At 27.7% G+C, this 15333-nt stretch carries 11 protein-coding genes and 1 tRNA gene; 5 read left to right on the forward strand and 7 right to left on the reverse strand.

Annotation, left to right across the window (positions count from 1 at the left end; translation table 11 throughout):
- The first annotated feature begins 50 nt into the window (after positions 1-50).
- Together dnaX and adk are read left to right on the forward strand one after the other, a co-directional pair.
- Positions 51-2147: a DNA polymerase III subunit gamma/tau gene (gene dnaX / locus BPEN_RS01520; protein ID WP_011282847.1), complete on the forward strand. Its 2097-nt coding sequence runs from the start codon at positions 51-53 to the stop codon at positions 2145-2147.
- 636 nt (positions 2148-2783) lie between these two features.
- Positions 2784-3434: an adenylate kinase gene (adk, locus tag BPEN_RS01525; protein ID WP_041567561.1), complete on the forward strand. Its 651-nt coding sequence runs from the start codon at positions 2784-2786 to the stop codon at positions 3432-3434.
- 883 nt (positions 3435-4317) lie between these two features.
- On the opposite strand, the gene BPEN_RS01530 is transcribed toward adk, so the two are convergent.
- Positions 4318-5070, reverse strand: coding sequence for a UDP-2,3-diacylglucosamine diphosphatase (locus BPEN_RS01530; RefSeq protein WP_011282849.1), 753 nt, complete (start codon positions 5068-5070; stop codon positions 4318-4320).
- Between the two features lie 376 nt (positions 5071-5446).
- On the opposite strand from BPEN_RS01530, the gene cysS reads away from it, so the two are divergent.
- Positions 5447-6868 (forward strand): cysteine--tRNA ligase, encoded by a 1422-nt coding sequence (cysS, locus tag BPEN_RS01535; protein WP_011282850.1) that lies wholly within the window; start codon positions 5447-5449, stop codon positions 6866-6868.
- A 43-nt stretch (positions 6869-6911) separates the two neighbouring features.
- On the opposite strand, the gene folD is transcribed toward cysS, so the two are convergent.
- On the reverse strand, positions 6912-7772 hold the full coding sequence (folD, locus tag BPEN_RS01540; protein ID WP_011282851.1) for a bifunctional methylenetetrahydrofolate dehydrogenase/methenyltetrahydrofolate cyclohydrolase FolD: 861 nt from the start codon (positions 7770-7772) through the stop codon (positions 6912-6914).
- A gap of 177 nt (positions 7773-7949) precedes the next feature.
- On the opposite strand from folD, the gene BPEN_RS01545 reads away from it, so the two are divergent.
- Positions 7950-8023: transfer RNA gene (locus tag BPEN_RS01545), tRNA-Arg, on the forward strand.
- Positions 8024-8199: 176 nt separating this feature from the next.
- Positions 8200-9141 (forward strand): DMT family transporter, encoded by a 942-nt coding sequence (locus tag BPEN_RS01550; RefSeq protein WP_011282852.1) that lies wholly within the window; start codon positions 8200-8202, stop codon positions 9139-9141.
- 454 nt (positions 9142-9595) lie between these two features.
- Here BPEN_RS01550 and rodA read toward each other — a convergent pair whose 3' ends face one another.
- From rodA to lptE, 5 genes are all read right to left on the reverse strand, one after another.
- On the reverse strand, positions 9596-10708 hold the full coding sequence (gene rodA / locus BPEN_RS01555) for a rod shape-determining protein RodA (protein ID WP_011282853.1): 1113 nt from the start codon (positions 10706-10708) through the stop codon (positions 9596-9598).
- Between the two features lie 64 nt (positions 10709-10772).
- Complete coding sequence (mrdA, locus tag BPEN_RS01560; protein WP_011282854.1) at positions 10773-12623, reverse strand: peptidoglycan DD-transpeptidase MrdA; 1851 nt, start codon at positions 12621-12623, stop codon at positions 10773-10775.
- 121 nt (positions 12624-12744) lie between these two features.
- Positions 12745-13062: a ribosome silencing factor gene (gene rsfS / locus BPEN_RS01565; protein WP_011282855.1), complete on the reverse strand. Its 318-nt coding sequence runs from the start codon at positions 13060-13062 to the stop codon at positions 12745-12747.
- Positions 13063-13671: 609 nt separating this feature from the next.
- A complete protein-coding gene (gene holA / locus BPEN_RS01570) occupies positions 13672-14700 on the reverse strand; it encodes a DNA polymerase III subunit delta (RefSeq protein ID WP_011282856.1) in 1029 nt (342 codons plus the stop codon).
- A gap of 65 nt (positions 14701-14765) precedes the next feature.
- Entirely contained in the window at positions 14766-15329 is a 564-nt protein-coding gene (gene lptE, locus BPEN_RS01575) for an LPS assembly lipoprotein LptE (protein WP_011282857.1), read from the reverse strand.
- Between the last annotated feature and the right edge of the window lie 4 nt (positions 15330-15333).

Below are 15333 nucleotides of genomic sequence, written 5' to 3' on the forward strand. Positions count from 1 at the left end.
TAAGTTTTAGTTCTTATATTTATAATAATTACTATATGAGTTATATTCTGATGAGTTATCAAGTACTCGCCCGTAAGTGGCGACCAAAAAAATTTTCTGATATTGTAGGGCAAGAACACATCATTCAAGCAATAACACATACTTTTTCATTAAATAAAATTCACCACGCTTATATATTATCTGGTACAAGAGGAGTAGGAAAAACTACTATTGCTCGATTATTCGCAAAAGGATTAAACTGTGAACAAGGAACAACATATACCATGTGTGGTCAATGTAATAATTGCAAAGATATTGAATTAGGTTGTTTTATTGATCTGATTGAAATAGACGCAGCATCACGCACTAAAGTAGAAGATACTAGGGAATTTCTAGATAATGTACAATACATGCCATCTCGAGGTCGCTTTAAAGTATATCTTATAGATGAAGTACATATGTTATCCCGTCACAGTTTCAATGCTTTATTAAAGACGTTAGAAGAACCACCTACACATGTTAAATTTATTTTGGTTACTACTGAATACCAAAAATTACCGGAGACTATCTTATCCCGGTGTTTACAGTTTTACTTGAAACCTCTAAACATTTCTCAAATTATAAATCAACTAACATATATCTTTCATAAAGAAAACATAAACATAGAAACTTCTGCTTTAGAATCGTTAGCATATGCATCAAAAGGAAGTATGCGTGATGCGCTTAGTTTGGCAGAACAAGCTATTGTCTTAGGAAATAATGAGATAACTAATAATGTTATTAATAATATGTTTGGTATATCGAATATCGAACATCCATTATGTTTAATCGAGAGCTTAATTGATGAAGATATACATAATATTATGCACCAAATTGAAAATTTGACTGTTTTAGGAGTTCATTGGGATTATGTTTTCAATGAAATTCTTACTATCTTGCAGAAAATAGCTATAGGTCAATTTCTGTCAAATTCTGTACAAAAAGAGGATAACAATGTAACACAACATATCAATCAACGTATGCGTAGATTAAGTAATCGTATTACTCCGGAAAATGTACAATTATATTATCAGATATTTCTATTAGGTCGTCGCGAATTGCCTTACGCTCCTAGTCATCGCATGGGAATAGAAATGACCATGTTACGAGCATTAGCTTTTCGTCCTGATGTAGACATAGCAAACAAAAAAAATGGTAATGGTGATGATAATGATCATATACTTAAAAAATCTGTATGCTCAAATAATAATGTCGAGATAAATACTAATGATACACAACATATTGCTACTGATCTTTTCCAAAAAAAAAATCATAATCAAGGTAGTAAGAATGTATTAAATACAGAAAAATTAAAAAAAACAAATAATATATTACTTTTAAATTTTAAAAAATCCGAATTAAATTCGGATAATACCAAACCTAAAATTTCAAAATCTGTCTCTAGTAGAGATACTAGGGATATTACTTCTACAATATTAGAAGCTCGATCAAAGCTATTACAATATAAAGAACGTGACAAGTTAAATGTCATAGAAAAAAAATCAAATTTAACTTTAGAATCTCAAAAAAAAATAAAAGATATATTAGAACGATTTGCCAGTATTAATACAATAATTTTAAAAAATAGTTCTGATCGTTTCGAAAAAATTAATAAAGATTTATCAGGATATTTAGAATTTAGTAATAACAGTAATAATAAAGAAAATTTACATAGAAACCATCAAAATATGCCCGATTTCATAAAAGAAATACTTCAAAAAGCAATAAACAATAATTTATGGATATCACAAATATATCGTTTGTCGTTACCAAAATTAGCAAAAAAATTAGTTATGAATTCGTGGAAAGAAAAAATTTCTTCAGATGAGATATGCTTACATGTTCGTTCTGATTACCAACATTTAAATTCTACAGAACTCCGTAATATCATACAAAAATCACTTAGCAATAATATAGGTATAGCAATAAAATTACATATAAAAAAAGATGACAATTATGCAATAAAAACACCAATGGAACATTTATATACTTTATATAAAGAAAAAATATCATTAATAAAGAAAGAATTTTCAAGTGATCCGTACGTTAAAATGATTAAATCTTTTTTTGATGCTGAAATAGATGAAAATGATATTCAAGTACTTTATGATCAGAATAAAAACTTATAAAAATTAATTAAATAAAATACACTATCTCTCAATTACATCGAAATTATAATGTAATATAGCAAATTAATATCAATTGCATATTTTTAAAAAATGTAATTTTTCATTAATTAATAGAACTACTACCGTGATTTTTATAATAATTAACTATTATTTTATGTATTTAATGATCAAAAAATTAAATTAAAAAATTATTAAGTAATAAAATTTATTTTTCATTAATCATTAAAGCGATACAATAACCAATTGAATCAAACCAATGCCCAACCTTCATGTATAACAAAATTTAAAAATTATTCATTAAACAACCACATGCAAAGAAATTAATTTAAAAATGTACATAAATATTCGCAATCCTATTAAATATATTAATTTGTTTTTAATTTAATTGTTGACTGGTTATTTATACAATATAAATAGAAACATTACTTTTATAATCTAAAGTAATCAATTAATAAAATATAATTTTATATTTTAGTTATGATACAATAACAATTGTTAAAATCTGATTAATATAAACTAAAATATATGTTTGAATAAAAGGCTGTTATTTATATCTAAGTATTAAGTAGATAATGTTTTAACATATCATAAGCATCGTTTACTAAATTTTTATAATTTTATTGAGAATTAAATTTGATACGTATTATATTTTTAGGTCCTCCTGGATCCGGAAAAGGAACACAAGCTCATCTTATTGCAAATAAGTATAACATTCCAAATATTTCTACAGGCACGATGTTGCGTCAAGCACTAACTAGAAGTACACATAAGTCCTATGAACTTCACAAAAATATTATGCATACTGGTGATTTAGTAAATGATGAATTTATGGTGCAATTAATTAGCACACGTATTAATCAAAATGACTGTCGTAATGGATTTTTATTGGATGGTTTTCCTAGAACAATTTTGCAAGCAAAATCTATGAAACAATGTAAAATTTTTGTAAATTACATCATAGAATTTTTTGCATCAGATTCTGTGATTATTGATCGTATTGCAGGCCGAAGAATACATGTAGGCTCTGGTAGAACTTATCATATTAAATTCAATCCGCCGAGAAATTATGGATTAGATGATATTACCGGAGAAATTTTGACTACTCGAAAAGATGACCACGAAGAAGCTATACGTAAACGATTAAGTAATTACTACCAACACACTGAACCAGTGTTAGATTATTATCGAGAAGAATCGAAATATAAAAAAATGAAATATTTTTCTGTTGATGGAAATCGTGATATTTCTAAAATCTATAAAGAGTTAATTAATATCATTAGTTCATGATACTTGTTATCATTTTTCATTTCGGTTCCTATTTATGAATATCAATATCATTATAGATAATAACAGCGTATAAAATCGTTCGTTATCTCATCAAAATTATACTTTTTGGTTTGATTCCTAAAAAAATATAACCATGTATTAATAATTAATTTAAATATATAAATGGACACTAAACACTAATTAATCAAAAACCATAAATATGGATATATTACTTGTATCATAATCAAATACTGAGATCCGGTCATCAAATAATTAATATTCAACACAATATTACGGATATATAAATTATTTTATAATTCACTATAAAAATATAATAGGAAATTTTATTCTAAGTATTGTATGTAGTATAATTAAATATATATAACAATTATAAAACACTGATTATATTGACTTCTTTAATATAATTTCTATATGTATTGTACCACGCACATTATGTATACCGTGGTATCTTAAAAAGAGCATATTATATTTTATTCTATTCTTTAAATAAGATAAATTTAAATTCTGTTAATTAATCAACTATCTTTTAACAACAAAAATGAGTAATCATATTACAGCGCTCACATTTATTTGATTAAATGTTTGTTAATAATTTTTGTATCATAAAACAACAAACACAAGTGCTGGAAGAAATCTTCAAACACAACCGTAGTTAAAATATTTATTCTTAACAAAAAAAAGGAAACCACACATATATTTAAATACTCTTAATGAGTACACGGAATAAACACTCCTATTTATATTTCATACGTATACTATAAAGACAGAGTATGTGCGTCTTAACATCATTTTAATATTACTTTAAATAATAATATTGTTATTTCCCATAAAAAATATATATAACATATATAGATATATTACGATTAATATAAAAATACTAAATTTAATACTTTGTTATTTCATATAATGGAAATTCTGTAAATAAGATATCATTATTTTTCTCATTTACTTCTATCATTGAACCGTATTTATTCCAACATCCTAGCACTATTATTCTAAAAACATTTTTTTTAGATCTGTAAATCTTATGAATCGCAGGTTGATGAGTATGCCCGTGAATCATAATATCCGCATTATTTTGAATTAACATATCTGTAGCTATTTTTAAATTAATATTTAATTTTTTTTTTGATTTATATTTTGTATGTTGTACACAACATGAACGTATAGCACTGAATATTCGTGAGCGTATAGATAATGGTAGCGATAAAAATAATCGCTGTACTATAATATGACGTAAATATTTTCTAAATAATTGATATGAATTATCATTAGCACAAAGAATATCTCCATGTAAAATGATTATTTTTTTTCCTGATGCTAATTTTAAAACTTGATTAGAAGATAATAACGTCATTCCGCATGCTCTAGCATACCTCTGTCCTAATAAAAAATCATGATTTCCATGAATAAAATAACATGAAATTCTTCTTTGATTTAACGCTTTCAAAGCTTTGGCGATGTTAATATGTAATAGATTATAATCATCATCTCCTAACCAAGTTTCAAACAAGTCTCCTAAAATATAAAGAGCTTTAGCACGCATTGCGCGATAACTTAAAAAACGTAAAAACCCATCAGTAATATATGGAGATTTAGTAGATAAATGAACATCTGAAATAAATAAAATAGACATGTACGCACATATTGAATAATAATGGTTATTATTAATATCACATGTTTAACATTCCAGATCAAGACTATTCGTTAAAAATTTAATAATTAAATAAAACACTTATATAAATAAACACCGCGCTATATACAAATATAGTGTACGGAATTAAATCGTGTCATATAATTATCAATGATAATTATACTGACTATGCAATAAACATTGTCATATACTTATGATTAAGATAGTATGTGTTATGTTTTGCATATGAAAGCGATGATTCCAAACACTCAACTAATTAGATTAAAGTATGATACTGATTAAAGATTCTAGTAAACCTATGAGGTTTATATACACTAAAGACCAATATATCGCCGCGTATATTGTAGAATAAATTAAAATGCTTAAAATTTTTAATACCTTAACAAAAAAAAAAGAAAAGTTTATACCTATTAATGCTGGTAAAATTAAAATATATGTTTGTGGTGTTACAGTCTATGATTTATGCCATCTCGGACATGCCAGAACATTTATAGTATTTGATAGTGTTATTCGCTATTTACGTCATTGCGGATATCAGGTGAGTTACGTCCGAAATATTACAGATATAGATGATAAAATTATAAAAAGAGCTTATGAAAATAATGAAACTACCCAACAATTAACGAATCGTATGATTCAAGAAATGCATTTAGATTTAGATGCATTAAATATATTACGCCCAAATTATGAACCAAAAGTAACTGAACATATTGATATAATCATTAAATTTATTTGTTTGTTAATTTCAAAAAAACACGCATATACCGCCCCTAATGGAGATATAATGTTTTCTGTGGAAACTATGCACAATTATGGCGTTTTATCTAACAAAGAAAATCCACCTAAAATACATGATAATATCTTAAAAATACCAAATATAAAAAAAAACCCTATGGATTTTGTATTGTGGAAAAAAACAACATATAATAATAAACTAGGTGAGCCGTGTTGGTCATCTCCATGGGGATTAGGACGTCCAGGATGGCACATTGAATGTTCAGCAATGAATTATTCCATTTTCGGGAATCAAATAGACATTCATGGTGGAGGATCAGATTTAATTTTTCCACATCATGACAACGAAATTGCTCAATCCGTATGTGCTCATGAGACTTCTTATGCAAATATATGGATGCATTCTGGTCTTCTGTTGTTAAACTATGAAAAAATGTCAAAATCATTAAATAATTTTTTTACCATACGCGATATTTTAAAACATTATGATCCTGAAACAATAAGATTTTTTTTAATGTCTGCTCATTATCGTAGTCAATTAAAGTATAATGACAATAATCTTAAAAATGCGCAAACATCTTTAAAACGGCTGTACATAGCTTTACGAGATACTAATCCTACAATCCAGCCTAATGGAGGTGATAATGAAGGAGAATATTTTATATCAAAATTTATTTCTAAAATGAATGACGACTTCAATACACCAGAGGCATACTCAGTATTATTTGATATAGCACATAGATTAAATAATTTAAAAATTAAAGGTCATTCACTACTTGCTCAAGGTATGGCAGCTACCTTAAAATACTTAGCAAATATTATCGGATTATTACATCAAAATCCAGAGATTTTTTTAAAAAAAATAACATTAAAACATAATAAAAATCGTCATTTTGAAAAAATTCAAAAATTAATTCAATGCCGCGAAGTTGCGCGAAAAAATAATCAATGGGAATTAGCTGATAGCATACGAAAAAAATTAACCGTTATGGGAATAACATTAGAAGATGGGCCTACAGGAATAACGAAATGGCATTTCAAATAATATAAATAGTAATAAAAATAATTAAAAATGGAATAAACAAAAATTATCTTACTAAATGATGGTCATCATAAGCTTGCAAGGTATTTTGAATAAGTGTTACTACTGTCATTGGACCTACTCCACCCGGAACAGGAGTAATGTATGCAGCTCGTTCGTAAGCGCTAGAAAAGTGAACATCACCCACTATATTTCCGTTATTTAATCGATTAATACCAACATCTATGACTATAGCCCCTTGTTTTATCCAACTACCGGGAATAAAATTTGCTTGACCTACCGCCACAATTAATAAATCAGCATTTTCAATGTATATTTTCAAATTTTGAGTAAAACGATGAGTAACAGATACCGTACAACCTGCCAATAATAATTCCATAGTCATAGGCCGACCAACGATATTTGATGCTCCAACTACAACCGCATGTAATACAAACATATCTATATTATACCATTCTAACAAAGTAATAATACCTCGAGAAGTGCAAGGACGTAATGTAGGAGATCGTTGACATAAACGCCCGACATTATATGGATGAAAACCATCTACATCCTTATCAGGAGCAATATGTTCTAAAACATTTATTTTATTTAACTTATTTGGTAATGGCAACTGAATTAAAATACCATCTATACGATTATCATTATTTAAAGTTTCAATTAATTGAAAAATCTCATTTTCTGTAGCCGTAATAGGTAAAGTATAAAGAAATGAAATCAAACCCACTTGTTCACATGCTTTTTTCTTATTAGTTACATATATCTGAGAAATTGGATTATGTCCTACTAGAATCATAGCCAAACCTGGGGCACGTTTTCCGGAATTCATATTTTTACGTACTTGTTTAGCTATTTCTTGTTTTATTTTTTCAGAAACATATTTACCATCAATTATCTTAGCGATCATTTTAAAATATATCCAATGAATTATATATTAACACGATGATATTATTTTCTGTAATATATATTACTATTAATTTTAAATTATATACTTTCTCTAAGCATATATTTCTTAAAAGAAAATATATGATCTAATAAGATATCTCGAAAAAAGAATAATTATTTAGTAAAATATACAAGTAACGCGCTCTTAACTCAATTGGATAGAGTAACAGCCTTCTAAGCTGTAAGTTATAGGTTCGAATCCTATAGGGCGCATATCATCATATGTAATTGATCACACCAATTACATAAATCAGTCTTAATTAAATAATTCATATAACATGATTTAATAAAAATGTGTATACTTGATAATATATGCTTTTGATTTAATAAAAATAGATTTTTAATAAATAATAGTATCAAGCATATTTCATTAGTATAGTAAAAATATCATGATATTAGGAATTGCTTTTGCTGTAATCTCAGGATTATTATGGGGATTGATTTTTATAGGTCCTTTATTAATACCAGAATACCCCAGCATATTACAAGCATCGGGTCGTTATATTGCGTTTGGATTAATTTCATTACCACTATCATGGTGTGATAGAGCGCGTTTACGCAAATTATTATTAAAAGATTGGTTAGAAGCAATAAAATTAGTTTTAACAGGTCATATAGTATATTATACTTGTTTAACAAGCGCTATTCAACGCATCGGTGTTCCAATTTCAACTGCTATTATCGGTACATTACCTCTAATGTTAACTGTAACAACACATATCATTTCTCCTAATGAACAAAAATTACCAAACCATACTTTACTAATATCATTGTTTTTAATGGGAACGGGATTATTATGTGTAAATATTTCTGAATTGCGAGCTGAGTTCTTTATACTTAATATATGGCAATATGTAAGCGGAATAATTTTGGCAATTGTTTCTGTTTTATGTTGGGCATGGTATGCATTAAGAAATGCACATTGGTTAAAAACACATCCACACAATAAGCCCATGACTTGGGCTAATGCACAAGGCATGGTTACGTTACCACTATCGTGTCTCGTTTATTTTTTTGTATGTATCTGGTGTTCGGATCTGATCCAAGATGAATTTGCATTACCCTTCGGGCCTAGACCGATTTTTTTTATTTTTTTGATGGTATTAATTGGATTCTGTTGTTCTTGGTTAGGGACATTCTTTTGGAATGAAGCTAGCCAAAGATTACCGACAACATTAATAGGACCATTAATTGTGGTAGAAACTGTAGCAGGTTTAATATATTCATGCATACATCAACAATTATGGCCATCTCCCTTAATTTTAATTGGAATGTTCTTACTAATTTCTGGAGTTACATGTATCATGCAAATTCGTAAGAACACACACTAAAATAATTTTTTAAAAATTATTGATCTTTAAATAAATAATTAGAAGAATTTTGTTAAAACAGAGCATGTCATTTTAATTTACAACAAATAAAACTCATGTACGCACCAAATCAACTATAATCAATAATAAATGGTGACAATACTCCTGCATACAATTATTTAATACATTTATTATTTATATAAGTTCAAATCTATTTATCTGTTGATAACGCATATTTATTTACCCATGTAATGTCATTACATATTAATTAGATTATGTACGCACGAATCTATTATATCATATCATTTCTTAATATTATTCATATTAAATTATTATATTTATATTAATTATTATTTTTATTTTTTGAAAAAAAATGTGGTGTATACACCTGTATTTTTTTTAGATTTTTAAATTTTTCACAAAATTAATGATATTTATAATAACGTTGATAACATATTATATAGAGTTTTCTAATTCATAAAATTTTAGAAATCATTTTTCTGTGCCCGTTTATTGACATAACAATGCCAAATCCTGCCATTAATACTAATAAAGATGAACCACCGTAACTTATTAATGGCAATGGAATGCCTACTATTGGTAGTAGACCGCTAACCATACCAACATTTACGAATATATACATAAACAATACTAACATAAAACTTCCAATAATTAATCGCCCAAACATATGCTGCGTGTTGATAGCGATAAAGAGTCCGCGCAGTATAATCCCTAAATATAACGACAATAATATTAATATCCCAAAAAATCCTAGTTCTTCTCCTATCACTGAAAAAATAAAGTCAGTATGACGTTCTGGTAAAAATTCTAACTGTGATTGTGTCCCATGTAGCCATCCTTTTCCAGTAAAACCACCTGAACCGATAGCAATTTTTGATTGAATAATATGATACCCGGCGCCTTGCGGATCGATTTCTGGATGTAATAGAATCTCTATTCTAGATCGCTGGTAATCGTGCATACAAAAAAACCAAAATATAGGAGCAAATAAAACCATGAGTAATAATGTAAATACAATTAATTTCCAGCTAATTCCAGATAAAAATAGTGCAAAAAATCCAGAACTAACTGTTAAAATTGCTGTGCCTAAATCTGGTTGTAACAACATAAATATGGTAGGAATCATAATTAATAATAGTACAATACCAACATTTTTTAAGGATGGAGGATGCTGCTCCCTATCAATATAACGCGCTACCATGAGCAAAACAGAAATCTTAACTATTTCTGATGGCTGAAATCTTATAATACCAAAATCTAACCAACGTTGAGCTCCTTTGCTAATTTGACCAATCATATTGACTGAGATTAATAATATAAGACATAAAAAATATATATACGGTGTCCAAAATTCATAAGTTCTGGGTGGAACTTGTGCTAAAAAAAACATCAACAATAACCCTCCTATAATTTGAAACACTTTGAGTCGCATCATTTCAAAATTTTGACCACACGCGCTCCACATTATGAAAATTCCGTATAATAATAAACAAATAATTAATAGAAATAATGTTAAATCAATATGGTACCTATTCCATAATGAATTTTTCCGAATAATTTGACTCATGATGCATTACGATAACTAGTTAGATTGACAAAATAAATAAAAAACAACTCAATTAAATGTTTATTTATTGCAATAAGACATAATCAAATATTTTTCTTGTAATTGATCCTATTGATACTCCAATTCTAGCGTTTTCTAAAATTACTACCACAGCTACCGTGGGATTTTCGTATGGAGCGAAAGCAGTCATTAATTTATGATCCCTAAGAGATTCAGAAATCTTACTTGGATCATAATTTTGGTTACTTTTTAAATTAAATAATTGTGCTGTACCAGATTTGGCTGCTGCTTTATATGAAGTGCCAGAAAAACTCCCACTTACTGTGCCATTTGGACGATTGGCTGCTCCAAACATTCCATCTTTAGCTATTTTCCATACATTTGATTTCGGGTCACCTACCTGGTCACATTCCGTTTGATGGTATGGAACACAATTTTTTTCCAATAAAACACTATCAAGTAAATGTGGAATGCGCACGTTACCGTCATTAATTAAAGTAATTAAAGCTTTAGACATTTGTATAGGAGTAGCGGTCCAATACCCTTGCCCGATTCCTACCGGTATCGTATCTCCTTGATACCATGGTTGATTAAAACGTTGTATTTTCCATGCCTTAGTCGGCATCACGCCAGTTAATTCTTCGAATAGATCGATACCAGTATATCTACCATACCCAAATTTATTCATCCATTCTGATAAATTATCTATTCCCATTTTGTAGGCTATTTGATAAAAAAAAGTATCAGAAGATTCTTCAAGAGCTTTCGTAATATTTAATTCTCCATGCCCCCAACGTTTCCAATCACGAAAACGTTTTTCTGAACCAGGTAATTGCCACCAACCAGGATCAGAAAATAAAAAATTCTGATTAATCACCCCCAATGTTAAAGCAGATACAGAAATATAAGGTTTTACTGTAGATGCAGGAGGGTATACCCCTTGGGTGGCACGATTAAGTAAAGGACAATTGTTATCCTTTAATAAAATACTATATTCTGTATTGGAGATACCGTCAACAAACAAGTTTGGATTATAACTAGGATGCGAAATTAAAGCTTGAATTCCTCCGTTGCGAGGGTCAACAACTATTACAGAAGACCGATTTCCTACTAATAATTTTATAATATACTGTTGTAAATTCAAATCTAATGTTAAAACAATATTTTTTCCTGGTATCGGAGATTTTTTATATAATTCTCTAATCACTTTCCCGCGATTATTTATTTCTACAGCTCCATATCCTGGCGTCCCATGTAAAATATTTTCGTAATAGCGTTCAATACCTAATTTTCCTATATTAGGAGCTGCAACATACTTACCCAAAATACCCTGCTTATTCAATCTTTTTATATCTTCCCCGTTAATTTTAGCGACGTATCCGATAACATGAGTTACATCGGATCCATAAGGATAGTAACGACGTTGATAACTTTTGATTGTTACCCCGGAAAACCTAAATCTATTAACAGCAAATCGAGCTTGTTGTTCTTCCGTTAAATCAATTTTAATAGGTAACGAAACAAATTGGGTAGAACGTTTCCGATTTTTTTCAAAACATTCTATATCATGATCACTTAAATTTAGTAATAATTTCAACTCATGAATCGTATGGCTTAAATCAATTGTATTCTCTGGAACTATTTCTAATTGGTAAATAGTACGATTTAATGCTAAAGCAATTCCATTGCGATCGTAAATAATTCCTCTTTTAGGTGGAATAGGAATAATCTTAATACGATTTTCATTAGAACGAGTAGTATACATATCAAAATGAATTATCTGTATCTGATATAGATGAATAAATAAAATGCCAATGATCAATAATACAAAAACAGATGCAATTGTTATACGACGCGCAAACAACAACGACTCAGCTGAATAATTATGAAAAATTTGATGACCATTGGACTTCATTGAATCAAAATTTATTTATATCTAATATTAATCATCGATATAAATAATTATACACTTATTTAATAGATACATTGCTATGTATGCGTAATACTGTGTCCTAAACAGACATTTATAATTTATGTTAGTTCCAAAGCTTCTCTAATTCATATAATTTACGAATTTCTTTCTGCATTACATGTATAACTAAATCACCTAAATCTACTAAAACCCATTCACCAATGCTCATACCTTCTGCGCCATAAGGCTGTAACCCTAAACTACGGGATTTACGCAATATCTCTTGAGATATAGAAATTACATGACGACGAGACATACCAGTACAAATAATCATAATATCTGTAATATTAGTTTTACCAGATATATCGAAGCACGCGATATCTTGTCCCTGTATATTATATATAACATTAACTATAAATTCTTTAAGAACATCGGATTGCACAATTTAATGCCTAAATATGTGTTTACGTGTGATTTTTCTATTGTTTTAATATACAGATAATGTATGGTATTTGATTAAATAATACAATAATTATCTTATCAATTCTTAATTTTTAAGATAAACGTGAAACTGTAACACATTTTTAATTCTAAAAAACAACATTATAAACCTACATTTACTGTAGAAATATAGTAAATAGCAAATTATTATTGTGTTTTGTTGTTTTTATACAGCCTAAATAAAAATGTTATTCCATTAAATATTCAATTATCACACGTATAATCGTACTAAATATACACGATGTCATTATTTTATTTCATAAGAATTATAAGTTTTTCAATATATACTTACATGTATTACAATATGTATGTGATACATGTACATATAACTATTTTTTAATAAAAAATTTAAAAATTATTTTAAACACATCAATATAATCAATCAAAATCATTAATATCTTTATTGTAAATTATTTTTGATAAAAAACACATGTATATATTTGTATATAAGCATTTATTTTTAAATAAATAATTATCTCAAATCATCTAATAAATAAGATTTATAAAAATTCTATTATAAAATATGGTTAATGTATTTGGATTAAAATAGCTATTTAAGCGAAACCTTCTTATCGTAACATAAGATGAGTGATAATAGTTCAAAACTTGATCGTGACAAAACAATATAATCCTTTTTATATATTAATTCTATTTGCGCTAATAATTCTATTGCTTGATATAATTGGTATAAACTTAACCGATTAACAGCTCTAGCTAACAACATACAATGATACTTTCTATATATTTTATATTTTTTTAACAAATTAAATAATGATTTTCCTTGCACCATATTGTATTTCATGTTAGTTATCATCAGTATTTCAGATTTAATCCTGCATAATAATAGTTCTAAATCGACACCTATATATTCCAATTTTTTTAGAATACGATCAGCACGTTGTTTGTTGCCCGTTAAAATCGATTCTATCCAATGATTCATATTAAAACATGCTGAATCAGTTACTATTTTTTTTACACGAATAAAATTTAAATTTCCATCAGGATAGATTAAAGACAGATTCCGCAACGTTTGATTTAATAATGTTAAATTACCTTCATAATAATAACATAATAATTGACAAGCTAAATTTTCTATAACAAGTTTCATATTTTTAGCTTGATTTTCTATCCACATTATCAAGCGTGTATGCGTAGGAGTGCTGCAATCAACGAATATTCCTATTTTTTTAAAACATTGTAACCAAATATTATTTTTATTAATTTGATTCGATTCATGAATATATAAAATTAATACTAAATCATCATGAAGAAATGAGAACAATAAAGGCACTTTTTTTTTTAAAATAGCAACAGGATAATTTTGAGGAAATTTCAGTGATAATATTCTGCGTTTTTCAAATAAACTTGATACTCTGAACAAATTACATATATTCTCCCAATCAGAATACATATCCAATGCTATATTAACAGATTCATTGAAATTTAGCATTCTGGCTGTATTAACAATATTTAGATAACTATCTCCTAAAAAATAAGAATCATTCCCTAATAATACATAAACAGATCTCAATTCCTTTTTCAATTCTATACACAATTGTTCTGGGTATATCCAAATCATAATATATTTTTGATGGTGAAATAAAAAATTTATATTAAATATAAAAAATGATTTTACAACATATCCTAACTAAAATCTTCACATCGCAGAAATAATTGATATATTAGCTGTTGAGCCGCATCTCGATATATTTCTTTACGAATATCATTTTCTTGCATGTCATTAAATAAAGCTTTTTCAGGATTTCTTATAAGTGAACGATACACGTAAACACTGATGGGGTAATAATTTCTGTTTGGAACGAACAAATGAGTTTGTATACTCAATGTCAATCGATATCCAGCTTCTTTTCCGTTCTGAAATACAGAAGTGGTTATATGTTTTTCTGAAGCATTGATGATATTTAAACGAGGAATTTGTGCCTCTCGTGTACACACATTACTACGTAAATCATTTAAATCATCAAAAATATCAATACGACTTGCGTGTAACTCAGTCATTATAGCTCGATTTATCGGACCAAATGGGTCATAACTACATAATATTATAGATCTTATATTATTTGTCCGTAATTTTTTTAAGGTTGTATCTGTATATAATTGATAACCACAACTTGTAAAGATAATCACAGTCAAAACACTTACAATCATTAAAAAAATTATTTTTTTTATATAAGCAATGTCCAGCATATTA

Source organism: Candidatus Blochmanniella pennsylvanica str. BPEN (genome assembly GCF_000011745.1).
Taxonomy (GTDB): Bacteria; Pseudomonadota; Gammaproteobacteria; order Enterobacterales; family Enterobacteriaceae; genus Blochmanniella; species Blochmanniella pennsylvanica.

Excerpts from the sequence above, each read along its gene's own strand:
- BPEN_RS01530 (WP_011282849.1), bottom strand. The coding sequence starts at position 5,070 with ATGTCTATTTTATTTATTTCAGATGTTCATTTATCTACTAAATCTCCA.
- cysS (WP_011282850.1), top strand. The coding sequence starts at position 5,447 with ATGCTTAAAATTTTTAATACCTTAACAAAAAAAAAAGAAAAGTTTATA.
- BPEN_RS01550 (WP_011282852.1), top strand. The coding sequence starts at position 8,200 with ATGATATTAGGAATTGCTTTTGCTGTAATCTCAGGATTATTATGGGGA.
- mrdA (WP_011282854.1), bottom strand. The coding sequence starts at position 12,623 with ATGAAGTCCAATGGTCATCAAATTTTTCATAATTATTCAGCTGAGTCG.
- rodA (WP_011282853.1), bottom strand. The coding sequence starts at position 10,708 with ATGAGTCAAATTATTCGGAAAAATTCATTATGGAATAGGTACCATATT.
- folD (WP_011282851.1), bottom strand. The coding sequence starts at position 7,772 with ATGATCGCTAAGATAATTGATGGTAAATATGTTTCTGAAAAAATAAAA.
- dnaX (WP_011282847.1), top strand. The coding sequence starts at position 51 with ATGAGTTATCAAGTACTCGCCCGTAAGTGGCGACCAAAAAAATTTTCT.
- holA (WP_011282856.1), bottom strand. The coding sequence starts at position 14,700 with ATGATTTGGATATACCCAGAACAATTGTGTATAGAATTGAAAAAGGAA.
- lptE (WP_011282857.1), bottom strand. The coding sequence starts at position 15,329 with ATGCTGGACATTGCTTATATAAAAAAAATAATTTTTTTAATGATTGTA.